This is a genomic window from Rhizobium sp. 1399, assembly GCF_031455475.1.
GTDB lineage: Bacteria > Pseudomonadota > Alphaproteobacteria > Rhizobiales > Rhizobiaceae > Rhizobium.
The window spans coordinates 333,641-349,787 of record NZ_JAVDSU010000005.1 but is presented as its reverse complement, the minus strand read 5'-3'; the positions used below and the strand labels follow the sequence as shown (position 1 = coordinate 349,787).

General features: G+C 59.3%; 17 protein-coding genes. 11 read left to right on the top strand and 6 right to left on the bottom strand.

All coding sequences use genetic code 11. The features are described 5' to 3' along the window. Positions 1-10: 10 nt before the first annotated feature. From J2X71_RS19080 to J2X71_RS19065, 4 genes are all read left to right on the top strand, one after another. Positions 11-1,009: an ABC transporter ATP-binding protein gene (locus tag J2X71_RS19080; protein ID WP_310383878.1), complete on the top strand. Its 999-nt coding sequence runs from the start codon at positions 11-13 to the stop codon at positions 1,007-1,009. Between the two features lie 105 nt (positions 1,010-1,114). Continuing rightward, positions 1,115-2,596, top strand: a complete 1,482-nt coding sequence (locus J2X71_RS19075) for a mannitol dehydrogenase family protein (RefSeq protein ID WP_310383876.1) — start codon at positions 1,115-1,117, stop codon at positions 2,594-2,596. Positions 2,597-2,687: 91 nt separating this feature from the next. Then, the gene (locus J2X71_RS19070) at positions 2,688-3,377 is read left to right on the top strand and encodes an HAD family hydrolase (protein ID WP_310383874.1); all 690 of its coding nucleotides are present in this window, start codon (positions 2,688-2,690) and stop codon (positions 3,375-3,377) included. Beyond that, positions 3,377-4,960, top strand: a complete 1,584-nt coding sequence (locus J2X71_RS19065; RefSeq protein ID WP_310383872.1) for an FGGY-family carbohydrate kinase — start codon at positions 3,377-3,379, stop codon at positions 4,958-4,960. Before J2X71_RS19070 ends, J2X71_RS19065 begins: the two co-directional genes overlap by 1 nt. Position 4,961: 1 nt before the next feature. Here the strand turns inward: J2X71_RS19065 and J2X71_RS19060 are convergent, their stop codons facing one another. Then, complete coding sequence (locus J2X71_RS19060) at positions 4,962-5,816, bottom strand: MurR/RpiR family transcriptional regulator (protein ID WP_310383870.1); 855 nt, start codon at positions 5,814-5,816, stop codon at positions 4,962-4,964. Positions 5,817-6,051: 235 nt separating this feature from the next. Between J2X71_RS19060 and J2X71_RS19055 the strand changes: the two genes are divergently transcribed. Continuing rightward, positions 6,052-6,765: a sulfate transporter family protein gene (locus J2X71_RS19055; protein ID WP_310383868.1), complete on the top strand. Its 714-nt coding sequence runs from the start codon at positions 6,052-6,054 to the stop codon at positions 6,763-6,765. Positions 6,766-6,818: 53 nt separating this feature from the next. Here the strand turns inward: J2X71_RS19055 and J2X71_RS19050 are convergent, their stop codons facing one another. After that, a complete protein-coding gene (locus tag J2X71_RS19050; RefSeq protein ID WP_310383866.1) occupies positions 6,819-7,244 on the bottom strand; it encodes a VOC family protein in 426 nt (141 codons plus the stop codon). Between the two features lie 81 nt (positions 7,245-7,325). Here J2X71_RS19050 and J2X71_RS19045 point away from each other — a divergent pair, with 81 nt between their 5' ends. Next, a complete protein-coding gene (locus tag J2X71_RS19045) occupies positions 7,326-7,904 on the top strand; it encodes a TetR family transcriptional regulator (RefSeq protein ID WP_310383864.1) in 579 nt (192 codons plus the stop codon). Here J2X71_RS19045 and nth read toward each other — a convergent pair. Next, positions 7,869-8,651, bottom strand: a complete 783-nt coding sequence (gene nth, locus J2X71_RS19040) for an endonuclease III (RefSeq protein WP_310383862.1) — start codon at positions 8,649-8,651, stop codon at positions 7,869-7,871. The two genes, J2X71_RS19045 and nth, sit on opposite strands and share 36 nt — an antisense overlap. Before the next feature lie 22 nt (positions 8,652-8,673). On the opposite strand from nth, the gene J2X71_RS19035 reads away from it, so the two are divergent. Both J2X71_RS19035 and J2X71_RS19030 read left to right on the top strand, forming a co-directional pair. Continuing rightward, on the top strand, positions 8,674-9,171 hold the full coding sequence (locus J2X71_RS19035; RefSeq protein WP_310383994.1) for a DUF2244 domain-containing protein: 498 nt from the start codon (positions 8,674-8,676) through the stop codon (positions 9,169-9,171). A gap of 83 nt (positions 9,172-9,254) precedes the next feature. Further along, positions 9,255-10,127, top strand: coding sequence for a bifunctional helix-turn-helix domain-containing protein/methylated-DNA--[protein]-cysteine S-methyltransferase (locus J2X71_RS19030; protein ID WP_310383860.1), 873 nt, complete (start codon positions 9,255-9,257; stop codon positions 10,125-10,127). A gap of 24 nt (positions 10,128-10,151) precedes the next feature. Here the strand turns inward: J2X71_RS19030 and J2X71_RS19025 are convergent, their stop codons facing one another. Further along, positions 10,152-11,135 (bottom strand): sugar-binding transcriptional regulator, encoded by a 984-nt coding sequence (locus tag J2X71_RS19025; RefSeq protein ID WP_037103335.1) that lies wholly within the window; start codon positions 11,133-11,135, stop codon positions 10,152-10,154. A 446-nt stretch (positions 11,136-11,581) separates the two neighbouring features. On the opposite strand from J2X71_RS19025, the gene tal reads away from it, so the two are divergent. Together tal and J2X71_RS19015 are read left to right on the top strand one after the other, a co-directional pair. After that, a complete protein-coding gene (gene tal, locus J2X71_RS19020; protein WP_113325733.1) occupies positions 11,582-12,547 on the top strand; it encodes a transaldolase in 966 nt (321 codons plus the stop codon). Between the two features lie 97 nt (positions 12,548-12,644). Continuing rightward, positions 12,645-13,313, top strand: a complete 669-nt coding sequence (locus tag J2X71_RS19015) for a DUF1345 domain-containing protein (protein WP_113325734.1) — start codon at positions 12,645-12,647, stop codon at positions 13,311-13,313. On the opposite strand, the gene J2X71_RS19010 is transcribed toward J2X71_RS19015, so the two are convergent. After that, complete coding sequence (locus J2X71_RS19010; RefSeq protein ID WP_310383856.1) at positions 13,310-14,110, bottom strand: anti-sigma factor; 801 nt, start codon at positions 14,108-14,110, stop codon at positions 13,310-13,312. The genes J2X71_RS19015 and J2X71_RS19010 overlap by 4 nt on opposite strands. Beyond that, on the bottom strand, positions 14,107-14,856 hold the full coding sequence (locus J2X71_RS19005; RefSeq protein ID WP_310383854.1) for a sigma-70 family RNA polymerase sigma factor: 750 nt from the start codon (positions 14,854-14,856) through the stop codon (positions 14,107-14,109). The genes J2X71_RS19010 and J2X71_RS19005 overlap by 4 nt, the downstream gene beginning before the upstream one ends. Before the next feature lie 298 nt (positions 14,857-15,154). Between J2X71_RS19005 and J2X71_RS19000 the strand changes: the two genes are divergently transcribed. Then, positions 15,155-16,129 carry an MBL fold metallo-hydrolase gene (locus J2X71_RS19000; protein ID WP_310383852.1) on the top strand — a complete coding sequence of 325 codons (975 nt, stop codon included), beginning with the start codon at positions 15,155-15,157 and terminating at the stop codon, positions 16,127-16,129. The last annotated feature ends 18 nt before the right edge of the window (positions 16,130-16,147 follow it).

Below are 16,147 nucleotides of genomic sequence, written 5' to 3'. Positions count from 1 at the left end.
GGAGAGAAACATGGGCAGTATTACCCTTCAAAAGGTTTCGAAGGTCTTCGGCGAGGCCAAGGTCATCCCTTCGATCGATCTCGATATCCGGGACGGCGAATTCGTCGTCTTCGTCGGCCCGTCGGGCTGCGGCAAGTCCACGCTGCTGCGCCTGATCGCCGGCCTCGAAGATGTCTCCGGCGGCAAGATCGTCATCGACGGCAAGGATGCGACCGAGAAGGCGCCATCCGAGCGGGGTCTGGCGATGGTCTTCCAGTCCTACGCGCTCTATCCGCATATGAGCGTGCGCAACAACATTGCCTTCCCGCTGAAGATGGCCGGCATGGACAAGGCGGAGATCGACCGCAAGGTGGATGATGCCGCGCGCGTGCTGAATCTCGGCGATTATCTGGATCGCAAGCCGCGCCAGCTCTCGGGCGGCCAGCGTCAGCGCGTCGCCATCGGCCGCGCCATCGTGCGCCAGCCTTCGGCCTTCCTCTTCGACGAGCCGCTGTCGAACCTCGATGCGGCGCTGCGCGTCAACATGCGCATCGAAATCAGCGAGCTGCACCAGCAGCTGAAGACGACGATGGTCTACGTCACCCACGATCAGGTGGAAGCCATGACCATGGCCGACAAGATCGTGGTGCTCAACAGGGGCAACATCGAGCAGGTCGGTTCGCCGCTGGAGCTTTATCGCAGCCCGCGAAACCTCTTCGTCGCAGGCTTCATCGGCTCACCCAAGATGAACTTCATCAAGGGCCAGAATGCTGCGCAGATGAGTGCGCACACGATCGGCATCCGTCCCGAACATGTGCTGCTGTCGACCGAAAGTGGCGACTGGAAGGGCAGGGTCACGGTGGCCGAGCACCTCGGCTCCGATACGTTCCTGCATGTCGATGTCGAGGGTATCGGGATGGTGACGGCGCGCAGCAACGGCGATTTTGCTTCCAAGGCCGGTGACACGGTCTACCTGACGCCGGACAAGACGCGCATCCATAAATTCAACGAGAGCGGCCTCGCCATCTGAGGCGGCCACCGGCTGGGGGCAGATATGCGGACCGGGCGGTCTCGTCCGGCCCGCGCTACCGGAAGGGCGAAAGCCCTTTCGCAAGACCTTCAAGAGGACTGAAACATGACGTGCAAATTATCGCTGGCAACGCTCGCCGAGGCAGCAAAGACTGCAGCCATTCCGGCCTATGAGCGGGCGTCGCTGAAAGCCGGCATCGTGCACTTCGGCGTCGGCAATTTCCATCGTGCCCACCAGGCGATCTATCTCGACGACCTCTTCAACGCCGGCAGTGACCACGACTGGGCAATCATCGGCGCCGGCGTCCTGCCTTCGGATGCGGCCATGCGTGACAAGCTCGCGGCGCAGGATTTCCTGACGACCGTCGTCGAGCAGGACAACAACAAGACGGCGGCGCGCGTGACTGGGCCGATGATCGATATTCTGCCGGTCGGTGAACCCGCTGTTGTCATCGCCAAGCTTGCCGATCCTGAGATCCGGATCGTCTCAATGACGATCACCGAAGGCGGTTACTTCATCGATGCCTCGGGCAAGTTCAATCCGGCGCATCCGGCGATTGCCGCCGACGGACAGAACCCGGCGACGCCGAAAACGGTCTTCGGTCTGATCGTTGCCGGCCTGAAGGCGCGTAAAGACAAGGGCATCGAGCCCTTCACCGTCATGTCCTGCGACAACATTCCCCATAATGGCGTCGTCACTGCGAATGCCGTCGTCGGCACGGCGAAGCTTTCCGATCCGGCTTTTGCCGACTGGATCAAGGCGAATGTCTCCTTCCCGAACGGCATGGTGGACCGCATCACGCCGGCAACCAGCCAGCGCGAGATCGATTTCCTCAAGGAGAATTTCGATATTGAGGATAACTGGCCGGTCTACTGCGAAGAGTTCAAGCAGTGGGTGCTGGAAGACAAGTTCCCGATGGGCCGCCCGGCGCTTGAAAAGGTCGGGGTTACCTTCGTGCCCGATGTCACGCCCTATGAACATATGAAGATCCGCATCCTTAATGGCGGCCATGCGACGATCGCCTATCCGGCGGCGCTGATGGATATTCATTTCGTACATGAGGCGATGGAGAATGATCTGATCCGCGCCTTCCTCGCCAAGCTCGAGAACGACGAAATCATCCCCATCGTGCCGTCGGTGCCGGATACGTCGCTCGCCGATTATTTCAAGCTGATCGAGCACCGCTTCCTCAATCCGAAGATCGCCGACACGATCCCGCGGCTGGCGCAGGACGGTTCCAACCGCCAGCCGAAATTCATCCTGCCCTCGACGCTCGATAATCTTCGTCAGGGCAGGGATGTCGTCGGCCTCGCGTTCGTCTCGGCGCTGTGGTGCCGCTACTTCTTCGGCAAGAGTGACAGCGGCAAGGAGATCGTCTTCAACGATGCCAGCGCCGACCGTCTGCATGAGGCAGCGGTGAAGGCAAAGGACGATCCGGCGGCCTTCCTCGTCTTTGACGATATTTTCGGCGACGTGGCGAAATCAGATCTTTTCCGCAAGCGTTTCGCCCATGCGCTGAAAACCTTGTGGGAAAAGGGCACGAAGGAAACCTTGCAGCTCTATCTCGACGGCAAGCTCGCAGTGTAAGGAATTACGATGGCGGCATTTCTGCCGCCATCCCGGCCTTGCGGACAAAGCAGGACGGTTGCGTCCGAACTGAACTCAGGTTGGGTCTTTCATGGCTGATGCTGAACCACGGCTGGTCATCTTCGATTGCGACGGCGTGCTCGTCGACAGCGAACCGATTTCGATCAGCGTTCTCGTCAAGGCGATGGCCGATCTCGGCGTGACGATTACCGAGGACCAGGCCTATGAACGCTTCCTCGGCAAGAGCCTCGCAACCCTCATCTCCATATTGGAGACGGAATTCAACGTGCATGCCAACGAGGAATTCCTGGAAAGCATCCGCACCAATCTCTATGCCCGTTTCCGCACCGAGCTGAAGGCCATGCCAGGTATTGGCGATGCGATCGATGCGCTTGGCCTTCCCTGTTGTGTTGCCTCGTCCAGCCAGGTCGAGCGGATCAAATTGTCGCTCTCTGTCACCGGGCTGCTGCCGAAGCTGCCGAACATCTTCAGCGCCAGCATGGTCAAGCGCGGCAAGCCAGCGCCTGATCTCTTCCTCTATGCGGCCGACCAGATGCATGTGGAGCCTCGTGACTGCATCGTCATCGAGGACAGTCCGGCGGGTATTGCTGCAGCCAAAGCGGCGGGCATGACGGTCTTTGCCTTTACCGGCGGCTCGCATGCAAACTTTGCCGGCTACCGTGAAGAACTCGACCGTCTTTCACCGGAAGTCGTGTTTGACGCCATGCCGGAATTGATACACCTTGTCCGCAAACAAAAGCTGGACGGGACTCAGCATTGATGCGTGATCATGTGGTTGCGGTGGATATCGGCACGAGCAGCGCACGCGCCGGTGTCTTCGATACGCATGGCCGCCTGCTTGCCAAGGCTGAACATCCGATCGTCATGAACCGGCCGCGCGAGAACCATGCCGAACATGATTCCGAGGATATATGGTCGGCCGTTTGCACTGCCGTGCGTAGGGCTATGGGCCAGTCCGGCATCGGTGCTGCCGCTATCGGCGCGATCGGTTTCGACGCCACCTGTTCGCTTGTGGTGCGCGATACCGAAGGAAGACAGATCAGCGTTTCCACCGGCGGCGAAACGCGGTTCGATACGATCGTCTGGCTCGATCATCGGGCGCTGAAGGAAGCCGATTTCTGTACGGCGACGAAGCATGAAGTGCTGGAACATTCCGGCAATGTCATGTCGCCGGAAATGGAAATGCCCAAGCTGATCTGGCTGAAGAAGAAGCTGCCGGCGACCTGGGAGAAAGCCGGATACTTCTTCGACCTTGCCGATTTCCTGACCTGGAAGGCAACTGGTTCGCCTGCCCGATCCCGCTGCACGCTGACGGCCAAATGGAATTACCTAGCTCATCAGGAGAGGGGCTGGCAGGAGGATTTCCTGCAGCAGATCGGTCTTGAGGATTTATTGCCGCGCGGCAGGCTGCCGGAGGAGACGGTGGCAGTTGGGGAGAGCATCGCTAAACTGACGCCGCAGGCCGCCGAGGCGTTGGGCCTGACCACCGATTGCCATGTTTCGGCCGGGATGATCGATGCCTATGCCGGCGCCCTTGGTACACTCAGCGGCTATGCTGGCAATCCGGCGAAGCTCGAGCAGCAGCTTGCATTGATTGCAGGAACATCGAGCTGCATCGTCGCCTTTTCCCTCGAGCGAAAGCCGAGCGAGGGAATGTGGGGCCCCTATTACGAGGCGGTTTTTCCGCAATCGTGGCTCGTCGAGGCTGGCCAATCGGCCGCCGGTGCGCTGCTCGATCATATCGTGCGCATGCACGCGGCCGGCGGTGAGCCGACCGCTGCGCTGCATCAAAGGATCGTCGCCCGCATCGCTGAACTCAGAACAGAAGAGGGTGACGCGCTTGGTGCGCGGATCTTCGTTCTCCCGGATTTTCACGGCAATCGGTCACCACTGGCCGACCCGCATGCTGTCGGCGTCATCAGCGGCCTGACGCTTGACACGTCCTTTGACGGGCTCTGCGCGCTCTATTGGCGAACCGCGGTCGGGATTGCGCTCGGCATCCGCCACATCCTCGAAAAGATGAGAGATCACGGCTACGTGCCGGATACGCTGCATGTGGCCGGCGGGCATGTGAAGAACCCCGTTCTGATGGAGCTCTATTCGGATGTGACGGGCTGCAAGGTCATCGTACCTGACATGAACGAGGCGGTACTGCTCGGCACCGCGATCGCCTCATCGGTTGCCTGCGGCTTACACAAGGATTTGGCGACGGCTGGCAAGGCGATGTATCCTGGCGGCTCTGTGCGGCTTCCCGACAGGAGCAAGCAGGCGCTTTACGACCGCGACTATCGCCGGTTTCTTGCCATGTATCGCCATCGGGCGGAACTGGAAGCGGTGGAATAGTTCAGCGATTTGCCGTTTCGCCGAGGATGGCTGCAAATTCCACCATGCGTCGGCGCCGCTGGCTCGCCTCTTCGCCGGCGCCCAAAATGACCGCCTCGGACAGACAGTCGAGCAAGGCGATCAGCGGCGGCAGGTTATCCATGTCGGGCGCACGGGCAGGCGGCAAAGGCAGGACGACGTTTGATTGTTCTGGCAGCCAGTCCGCATGCTGAGCGGAAATCAGGATCACCTTGTAGCCGTAACGCCGGGCAGTGCGCGCAAGCAGTCGTGACCTGGCGAAGCGCCGGCAATCGATGATGACGAGCACGGCGTCCTCGACGAAGGAACGGGCGAAAAGCTCCGTAAAGCGGTTACCCGCGCCGTCGATCGCACGCACGCTGTCGCGGGCCAGCGTCAGTCGCTGGCAGAAATGATTGGAGAAGCCGGCAAGTCTGGCATGGGTGGCGACGAAAACCTCTCTGGAGGCGCCGATCATCGCGACGGCTTCACCCCAATGCGGCTGTGCGGTCAGATGATAGATGTGATGCAGCGCTTGTATCTGCTCCGCCACGAGAACGGCGAGCGGCTTGCCTTCCGATGCATCCGTCTGCAGCTCGGTCATCGCGCTCTGGAACTGGACGGGTGAGGTCGTTGCCGTCTCGCGGATCTCCACCTTGACGCTGTCCAGCCCCTGGTAGCCGAGCGCTCGCAGGAAACGGCCGACCGTCATCGGCGAAAGATCAAGCCGGTCGGCAACCGACGCAGCGGTTTCGAACGGCAGATCGTTCAAATGTTCGGTGAAATATTTCGCGATGCGTCGTTCGGCAGGCGTGCCGGATTTCGCGTATTGCCTAAGCTTCTCTACAAAGTCTTCCACGTCGCAGCCTCCCCCATTTCCTCAGAGGCCTTCCGCGGATTCATGCAGAGCCGAATCCTTGTTTCTTAATATTTTCCGGAAGCTCTTCTTAGGCCCACACGTATTTCCAACATTACGAACTATATATTAGCATGTAATTTTCGACAAGTTTTCTATTCAAGCATGTAATTTTCAACTGACTTGCCGGGAGGGCACCGGCTCCCTACATCACGCTGCGTAACGGAGACGCCAGAGAATGATCCTTGACGCCGCTCGCCTTTCGCTTGCCAACCTGTTTGCGTCGGAGACCCGGTCGGCTTTCTGGAAGGTTCTGGGACTGACGGTGCTGGTGTTGATCGGCTTGTGGTTTGCGCTGCGCGGCCTGTTCATCAGTTTTATATTTCCCTGGGTGGTCGGGTTCTTTCCCGAGATGCCCGACTGGGCCGGCTGGCTCAGCTTCGTTTTCCTGATTGCCGCCGGGATCGGCCTTGCGCTCGGGCTGGCGCTGCTGTTGTCGCCGGTCACGGCGCTGATTGCCGGCCTCTTTCTCGACGATGTCGCCGAGGTGATCGAAAAAAGGGACTATCCACAGGATGCGCTGGGCAAGGCCATGCCGCTCGGCCCTGCGATGGCGAGCTCGATCAAATTCCTCGGCGTCGTGATCATCGGCAATATTATCGCGCTCTTCCTGCTCTTCATTCCCGGCGTCAATATCGTGGCCTTCTTCCTGGTGAACGGCTATCTGCTCGGGCGGGAATTCTTCGAATTCGCGGCGATGCGCTTCCGTTCGCCGCCGGAGGCGCGGCTGTTTCGCGCCAAGCATGGCCCGACCGTCTTTCTTGGCGGTCTGGTGATTGCGCTTTTCCTGGCGATCCCGATCGTCAATCTGCTCACGCCGCTCTTTGCCGCCGGCATGATGGTGCATCTGCATAAGCTGATCTCGGCGCGTGATCCCGATTTCCGAGCTTAGTTTTTCACGCAATTCCGAACGCAAAACCGCGCGACACTTTTGCTGGAATTGCTTTAGCCGGGCAGCGCTGTCGTCTCATACATAGCCGCATATTCGGCGCTCGGCGGGATCGGCTTGATAATGTCGATCAAGACGCCGTTGGGATCGGCGGTAATGAAGTGGCGCTGGCCGAAATCCTCGTCGCGGATCTCGCGCAGGATCGGCAACCCCGCCTCTGTGCAGACGGCGTAGATCGCGTCCACATCCTCAACCTCGAAATTCAGGAGAAGGCCGGAAACCTTGCCGCGGCCGGCGGCTGGGATGGTTTCGTGGCTGCCGTCGAGCACGGCAAGCGTCACATGCTCATCCTCCGTCGATTGCAGATGGACATACCAGTCGCTTTCGAACAGCGGCTGAAAGCGGAAATGACAGCAATAGAAGGCCGCAGTGCCGGCAACATCGTCCGTCATGATGACGGGATAATAGCTCGTCGATTTCATCGTCTTTCCTCCTTTGATTTTACGTACACTCTGTATGTTTTTGTATTTAACATACAGGCAGATTGTATGTAAAGAGGAGTGATGAGCCGCAGCAATCGCGAAAGAACCGAACAGACCAGGCAGGCCCTGATGGATGCCGCGCGCCGGCTTTTCGTCGAGAAGGGATATGCAGAGACGGCCACGTTCGATATCGTGGCACAGGCCGGTGTCACGCGCGGTGCGCTCTATCATCACTTCGAAGACAAGAAAGCGCTCTTCCGGGCCGTGATTGAAAGGGAGGCGACTGATGTCGCCGACGAGATCGAGCGGCGCACAAAGCGGCAAACCGAACCGCGTGACGCGCTGCTTGAAGGCGCGGCCGCCTATTTCGATGCAATGGAAGTGGAAGGGCGGACGCGGCTGCTTCTGCTCGAGGCGCCGGCGGTCATCGGCTTGCCCGCGACTGCGCAGATCGATGTCGAGAGTGCAGAGGCGACATTGCGGGTAGGGCTCGAAGCCTTGCTGCCGCAGGCCAGTGCTTTGCTCGGACCACTGACGACGATGCTGTCAGCGGCTTTCGATCGCGCGGCGATCGCCATCGAAGCAGGCGGCAGTCGTGAGGACTACGAGCGGGGGATCGCTGCCCTACTCGACGGCCTCGCCGATCACCTGCGGCGGTAGCTCGACCAGCGGTGCGGGGATATCGCCGCTCTTCTCCGGCGACTTGCAGATATCGGCGATCACGCAGCGTTCGCATTCCGGGCGACGGGCCTTGCAGGTATAGCGGCCATGCAGGATGAGCCAGTGATGGGCGTGATAGAGGTATTGCTTCGGCACCACCTTCATCAGCCGATCTTCAACCTCGTCCGGCGTTTTGCCGGGTGCCAGCCTAATGCGGTTGGCGATGCGAAAGATATGGGTGTCAACCGCCATCGTCGCCTGGCCGAAGGCCATGGAGAGCACGACATTGGCGGTCTTGCGGCCGACGCCCGGCAGGCGAACCAGTTCCTCGCGCGTCTCCGGCACCTTGCCGCCGAATTCATCGACCAGCATCTGCGAAAGCGCGATGACGTTCTTCGCCTTGTTGCGGTATAGGCCGATCGTCTTGATGTATTCGCGAACCTTCTCCTCGCCAAGATCGAGCATTTTCTGCGGCGTATCGGCGATCTTGAAGAGCGCGCGAGTCGCCTTGTTGACGCCGGCATCCGTCGCTTGCGCAGAGAGTGCCACTGCCACGACGAGGGTGAAGGGATTGGTGTGTTCCAGCTCACCTCGCGGCTCGGGACGCTGGATGGAGAAACGCCGGAAGATTTCCTCGCGCTCGGCCAATGAATAGGCGGTTTTCACCGCCGCCGCTGGCTTGCGGCGGACGATCACATTCGAGTTTTGCGACGATTTGGTAACGGATTTGAGTTTCGGATTCGCCATGGAAAATCTATACTCACTGGCCATGATGGAAAGCAACGCCGACAGCCGTAACGATCAGCCTGTTTTCGCAGCCGAACTCTTTCCCTACCGCTCGCTCGGCCGGAAGGGCTTCAAGGTGTTGCTCAGTGTTTCCGGCGCCATCTGCTTCGTGTACAGCATGTTTTTCATCGTCACCGGTGCTTGGCCGATCGGCTTCTTTTTCGGGCTGGATTTCCTGCTGCTCTACGGCGCCTTCTGGCTGAGCTACCGATCCGGCAGGGTGCGGGAAGAGGTGACGGTTTCGCGCACAGATGTGTCCGTGCGCAAGTTCTCTCCGTCCGGCCGTATGATCGAGCACCACTTCAATCCATTCTGGACGCGCTTCCTCGTGCGGCGGCATCAGGAAATCGGCATTCTCTCCATGCATATTTTCGGGGAGGGCAAACGTACGGATGTCGGCTCCTTCCTCAATCCCGACGATCGGGAGAGCTTCGCCAAGGCTTTCAAGCGCGCGCTGGCAACGGTAAAACAGCGTATCTGAGGCATTGCGTAAGAATCGGGGCGCAAGAAACGGGTGGTTTGGCTGCCCGCCCTTGATTATCTCCTTTGTAAAGGAGAAAGACGATGAACATGATCGCGAAGCTCGACACAGATATCACTCCTGATGGCCCTGATTACGATATCGTCCGTCAGGTCATCGAACTCATCAGCGAGGAATATCGCGACCAGCCGTCGCTGGAAGCGATTGCCGCTCGGCTGCACCAGTCGCCGACGCAGCTCCAGAAGACCTTTACCCGCTGGGCCGGCCTTTCGCCGAAAGCCTTCCTGCAAGCCGTGACGCTCGACCACGCCAAGCGGCTGCTGCGCAAGGAAGAAATGCCGCTGCTCGAAACCTCCATCGAGGTGGGTCTTTCCGGTCCCAGCCGCCTGCACGACCTGTTCGTGACACATGAGGCAATGTCTCCGGGCGAATGGAAGGCGAAGGGCGGCGGGCTGACGATCCGCTACGGGTTCCACACCTGCCCCTTCGGGACGGCCCTCGTCATGGTGACGGACCGCGGCCTCGCAGGCCTCGCCTTCAGCGATTCCGGTGATGAGAAGGCCTGCCTTGAGGATATGACCTGCCGTTGGCCGAATGCGGAATATGTGGAAGACCGTCAAGCGACGGCGCCTTATGCCGAGCGTATCTTCCAGCCGGGCCGTTGGACGTCGGACCAGCCGTTGCGGGTCGTGCTGATCGGAACGGATTTCCAGGTCAGTGTCTGGCAGAGCCTTCTGAAAATCCCCTTCGGCAAAGCCGTGACCTACAGCGATATTGCCAAGGACATCGGCCGGCCGACTGCCATGCGCGCGGTCGGTGCGGCAGTCGGAGCCAATCCGATTTCCTTCGTCGTGCCCTGCCACCGCGCGCTCGGGAAAAACGGAGTATTGACCGGTTACCATTGGGGTCTGACCCGCAAACGGGCCATGCTTGGCTGGGAATCGGCGCACGCCTGAGCGATTGGGATCAGCCGAAACCGTTCAGGCGGCTTCGGCGAGTTCCAGCAATGCCTTTGCCGCGCTCTCGTCGGTGATCAACGTATTACAGCCGATGCGCTTTATCGTTGCGCGGATCGCGACCGCACGATGCGCGCCGCCGGAGGACAGTACGATGTGTTTCGCCTCCTTCAGCGTATCGAGATCCACCGACATCACCCGCTGATTGATCGAGTGGTCGACGGAATTGCCGTCCTTGTCCAGAAAGTTGAACATGGTGTCGCAGACACAGCCGGCATCGATCAGCTGCTGCAGTTCGGCCTTCGAAATCCATCCCTCGGACAGCGACGTCGAATGCGGGCCGATATCGCCGCAGCTGACGATCGCGAGATCAAGGTTTTCCGCCAGCCGATAGATCGTATCGAGCCCGCATTTTTCGATGAGGTTGCGCTTGGTCTCGGTGGAATCGACGAGCAGCGGGGCCAGGAACATGTAACATTCCGCTCCGAGCTGATTGGCAAGGCGCCAGGTGTAGTCGATTGGGTTTGTCTGGTGGACGGCGACGATGCCGCCGAGCAGGGAGACGATCTTGCAGTTGTCGCGTCGTGGCGGCCGGAAGCTTGCGAGAGAGGCCGTCATGGTGCGGCCCCAGCCGACGCCGATCGTATAATCGTCCGGAATGGCTTCCGACAGGAACTGGCCGAGCGCCAGACCGACATTCTTTGCCAGTGAATTCACGTCACAATTGGCGGGTTCCGGCACGACGATCGCCTCATCGAGGCCATAGGCGCGTTCCAGCTTGACCGAAAGCTCCACGCAGTCGCCGATCGAGTCGTTGATCCATATCTGAACTTCGCTGCGCTTCATCGCCTCGTCGAGTAGGCGGATGACGGTCGTGCGGCTGATGCCGAGCTGTTCGGCAACATCTTTCTGGGTCAGGCCTTCATTGTAATAGAGCCATGCAGCCCGCAGCCGAAGCGAGGAGGCTTCGGAATAAGCAGTATGCGTGCCGCGTTTCAGCTTGACCACATCTCCTCCCGCGCCGATTTCGCCCTAGATCTTTGCTATCGATAGCATAAGGTTGTGGCATCGGCTTTGTTCCCGCGATAATGCCGGGTGTGACACTTATGTCAATTGAAATGCACAAATGTCCTTGACTTTTCGTTGCCGGAGCGGCGATAGTCAGGGTCGACAACATCGTTCTTGTCCGTCCGAGGAGGACAATGTGCGGGCATGCGGAAAGTCTCGACCGGCCTTTAAGCCGCAGGCGGCATCGCTTGCGATGTGCTTGTCGTATTCCGGCGTTGGGAGCCCCGCCCCCGGGAACACCGCCAGTGTCTCTCACGTTTACGACTCACCCGTGACGGACGCGCGACTATTCGCCTGCTGTATGCAAACCATCTGTCCTTAGATCACCTCTTTGCCGGGCGGAACTCGCGCCGGTCCGCAGCCCAAGTTCACAAAGGAATTTGACCATGACATCCAAGCTTGACCAACTCCGCGAGATCACAACCGTCGTCGCCGACACCGGCGATATCCAGGCTGTCGCTCGCCTGAAGCCGGTTGATTGCACGACCAACCCTTCCATCGTTCTCAAGGCGCTCGGCACCGACATGTTTGCCGACGACATGAAGGAAGCGATCGCCTGGGGCAAGAAGCTCGGCGGTAATGCCGATGCTGCGGCCGCAGCCGTTGCCGATCGCCTCGCGATCTCCGTTGGCGCAGCCCTCGTAAAGCTCGTCCCCGGTCGCGTTTCGACCGAAGTCGATGCCGATCTCTCCTTCGATACGGAAGCGTCGCTGAAGAAGGCACGCAGCATCATCGCGGCCTACAAGGAGCGCGGTATCGAGAAGGACCGCATCCTCATCAAGCTCGCTTCCACCTGGGAAGGCATTCGCGCAGCGGAAGTCCTGCAGAAGGAAGGCATTGATTGCAATCTGACGCTGCTCTTCTCGAAGGCTCAGGCAATTGCCTGCGCTGACGCCGGCGTATTCCTGATCTCGCCCTTCGTCGGCCGTATCCTCGACTGGTACAAGAAGTCGACCGGCAAGGATTTCACCGCCGAGGAAGATCCGGGCGTTCTGTCCGTCCGCGACATCTACAACTACTACAAGGCCAATGACATCAAGACGGTCGTCATGGGCGCCTCTTTCCGCAACACCGGCGAAATCGAAGCGCTGGCCGGTTGCGATCGCCTGACGATCGCTCCGAACCTGCTCGACGAACTCTCCAACGATCAGGGCAAGCTTGAGCGCAAGCTGTCGCCGGAAACCAAGAAGGCCGAGCCAAAGATCACGGTCGACGAGAAGACCTTCCGCTGGATGATGAACGAAGATGCCATGGCGACCGAAAAGCTCGCAGAAGGCATTCGCGCATTCGCAAAGGATCTCGGCACGCTGCGCAGTCAGGTCCGCAAGGAGCTGCAGCTCGCTGCTGCGTAAGGCCGCGCAAGCCGCACTTTGATGAAAGGCGCGGGTGCCGCTGGCATCCGCGCCTTTTTCATTTTGATATCAAGGGCATAGAGGCAGGAGTATCGTGGTGGCTGACGAGGATGACGGAAATTCGCTGGTCTCGATTGTCTACAAGCATGCAAGCTTCTTCCTTTCGGTGCTCGGCGGTTTCATCGTGTTTCTACTGCTGACCTCGCGGGAGGTCAGCGCCAGCAACATCCTGTTCGGCTGGAATGCCTCGGCGATCTTCTTCATCGGGCTGAGCTGGCGCAAGATGCTTCGCGCGACCGTTGAGAGCATCAAGAAGCGATCGGAAGATCTCGATTTTTCCGATACTTTCCTGCTCTTCCTATCAATCGCAGCGGCTCTCGCCAGTATTGCCGGAATCGGTATCGAGCTCCATTCGATCAAGGATGCACCGGCAGATGTCGCGCTGTGGCGTGCGGCTGCGGCGATCCTGACTATCCTGATCTCCTGGTTTTTCCTGCACACGCTTTTCACGATCCATTATGCCCATTATTTCTATGGCGGCTCGGATAAGTGCGAAGGGCTTAAATTCCCTGATGGAATCGAGGAGCCCGCTTATTGGGACTTCCTCTATTTCTCCTTCACAATCGGTGTCGCGGCGCAGACGGCCGATGTAGCAGTGACCTCGACGAGGATGCGCAAGTTCACCCTGCTGCATGCGCTTCTGTCGTTCCTGTTCAACACCACCATTCTGGCACTTGCGATCAATGTTGGCGCAAGCCTGCTTTAGAGCCTTGCTGCAGACCGGAAGAAGCTCTCGAACTCCGCAAGGTCACCAGAGGCGACATCCGAAATCGCCCAGAACGTCAGTCCGCCATCCGACCATTGCACCATGTTGTAGCCGTCGTGCTCCGTTGTCGTTTGGGCACCTGAAGCCGCGGGCCAAATGAACAGGTTGATGACATGGCCATGGCGTCTGTACACGAGAGCGGCGACGGCACGGCCGCCGATATAATCGACACGTCCGCCGACCAGCGGGAAACCATCCTTGGCGAGATCGCTGACGGGCGGCGAAAAATCGATCCTGCCATTGAACCAGGGCTTTACCGTGTGCTGATCCGAGGTCAGGACGTCGGTCAGATGATCCGCCATCATGGATCGAACATGGCTTGCCATGATCTCGTCCTGCAGGATCAGGGTCTGCGACGGCGCATTGACGAACAGAAAAGCACTTGCCGCGAGCACCGCCAAGGACGGTACGAAGCTCCATTGCCGGATGAAGTCGAAAGTGCGGCGCCAGAAAGGCGCTTGGCGTGGCACCGGCAGGCTGGAGCTCGCCGCCGTCTGTTCGAAAGACAGCATGGAAAGTACCTGTGAACGCAGAGCCTCCGGCGGCCTCCATCGCACGCCATCCTGATCGATGATCTTTCTCACAGCAGCGACCCTTTCCATCTCCGCCCGGCAATTTTCGCAGGTCGCCAGATGATCCTCGAACTGCGCTGCATGGACGGAGTCGAGTTCGCGGTCGACAAAACCGTGCAGCATGATGCGCCATTCGGGGCAGCCTTTCTGATGGGCGTCACTCATCCTGCCGCCTCGCTTTTACTGCATGCATCCCAGATGTCGGCGAATTCGCGCCGTGCTCTCGCAAGGCGTGACATGACGGTGCCGATCGGTGCATCGATGATTTCGGCGATCTGCCGGTAGGAGAGGTCTTCGAGTTCACGAAGGACGAGGATTTCCCGCATCGTTTCCGGAAGTTTGTTGATGACGGATCGCACGCGCTGTTGCTCGCTTGCCCGGATTATCGCCGTCTCAGGAGAATCCTCCTCCGAGGCGATCTGGTAGCCCTCATCTTCATCGGGATCGGTGCTGCCGTTATCGTCCAGATGCCGCTCGAAATGTGCCTTTCGGCGATCCTGCTGGCGCCAGACGTGGCAGCAGTTCCTGACGATGGCAAAGAGCCAGGAGCGCGGATCGCCACCGCGATAGGTTTCGAAATTGCGGTAGGCGCGCAGGAATGCTTCCTGGACGATATCCTGCGCAGCCTCGGCGTCGCGGCTGAGGAAGCGGGCAAAATTATAGGCCGCATCCAGGTGCGGAATAATCACGTCCTGAAAATGCTGCATGAACTCATGCTGCGCGGCGTCGGTCGTTGGGGCGATCCGTTCGCTGCCGGATTTCTTGACCATAAGATGGAACAGCCGCCTCGCTCCGGCGAGAAGCATCATCAGCGGTGATGGTCGAATACGGGCTCGCGGCGCTTGCCCGACGAGCAGCAGCATCCAGTCGATCGATCCGACCGGATAGGTGATCTGAGCGTTTGTCATCATCCTCCCTGCCTCAACAGCAGCCGATTTGGACGTGAGATCCGCGGGCATCAGATGCGGTCTCCTGCAGTCTAGACCGATCGGCGCACGATTTTATTCCAAATAGCGCCGGTTTATTTGCGCGCAGTGGTACGAAAGATGAGTGCCGTTAAAATAATCAATCATTTTCAATGGCTTGTCGAAAATCTCGTTCGAGCTGGGAATAACGGCGTGCCGCCGACGATCTAGTTCGTCAGCGAGGGCTTCAGATGAATTGCGGCCTTCGCCAGTCGAAATGCCATCAACAAGAGGAGGCATATTCATGTTTACCATGTCACGTCGCGCTGTCCTGGGATCGGCCACTGCTGCGGCTGCATTCGGCCTGTCATCGAAGCTCGAATTCGTCATGCCGGCACTTGCCGCGACGCCGTTGGAGCCGACGGTCGGCTTTTATAAATACAAGGTCGGCGATATCGAGGTTACGGCGATCTATGACGGCATCTGGAAGAAGCCGCATGATCCCACCTTCATCAAGAACGCTTCGATCGAGGATACCAAAGAGGCGCTTTCCAAGGCAGGGCTGACGACCGAATTCATGCCGATCCCGCTGACGGTGGTCGTTTTGAAAGTCGGTAGTCGGCTGATCATGATGGACGCAGGTTCCGGCGTCGGTCAATGGCAGGAAAATGCCACGCATCTGCCGGCGAATATGGCGGCAGCCGGTATCGATTATAAGAAGATCGATACGATCATGATCTCGCATTTCCATCCGGACCACGTTTGGGGTCTGATGGAAAAGGGGACAAATAACCCGGTCTTCCCGAATGCCGAGCTCATCGTTAATGCTGCCGAATATAACTGGTGGACGGCACCGGGTCGTGTCGAGAAGCTTGCCGAAGGCCGCAAGCCGGCCGGCAAGCGCATCGCCGCCGTTTTCCCGACATGGAAGAACTGGAAGCTGGTGGATGACGGGGCCGAAGTTGCACCCGGCATCAGGCTGCTTTCAGCGCCTGGCCATACGCCCGGTCATTCAACCTATCTCGTGACCTCGGGCAACAAGCAACTGCTCGTTTCCGCCGACATCATGTATGTGCCGGCGCTGCTCGCCCCGCATCCCGAATGGCAGGGCAGCTATGACCAGGACGGGCCGACGGCAATCGACACACGCCGCCGTCTCATCGATCGCGTCATTGCCGACAATATCGCGATCTGCGGCTCGCACTTCCCGTTCCCCGGCTCAGGCACCTTCCTCAAGGACGGAAGCGCCTATGCCTTCACCCCAACAATACAGGCCTGAAAGGCCGAAGGACGTTAC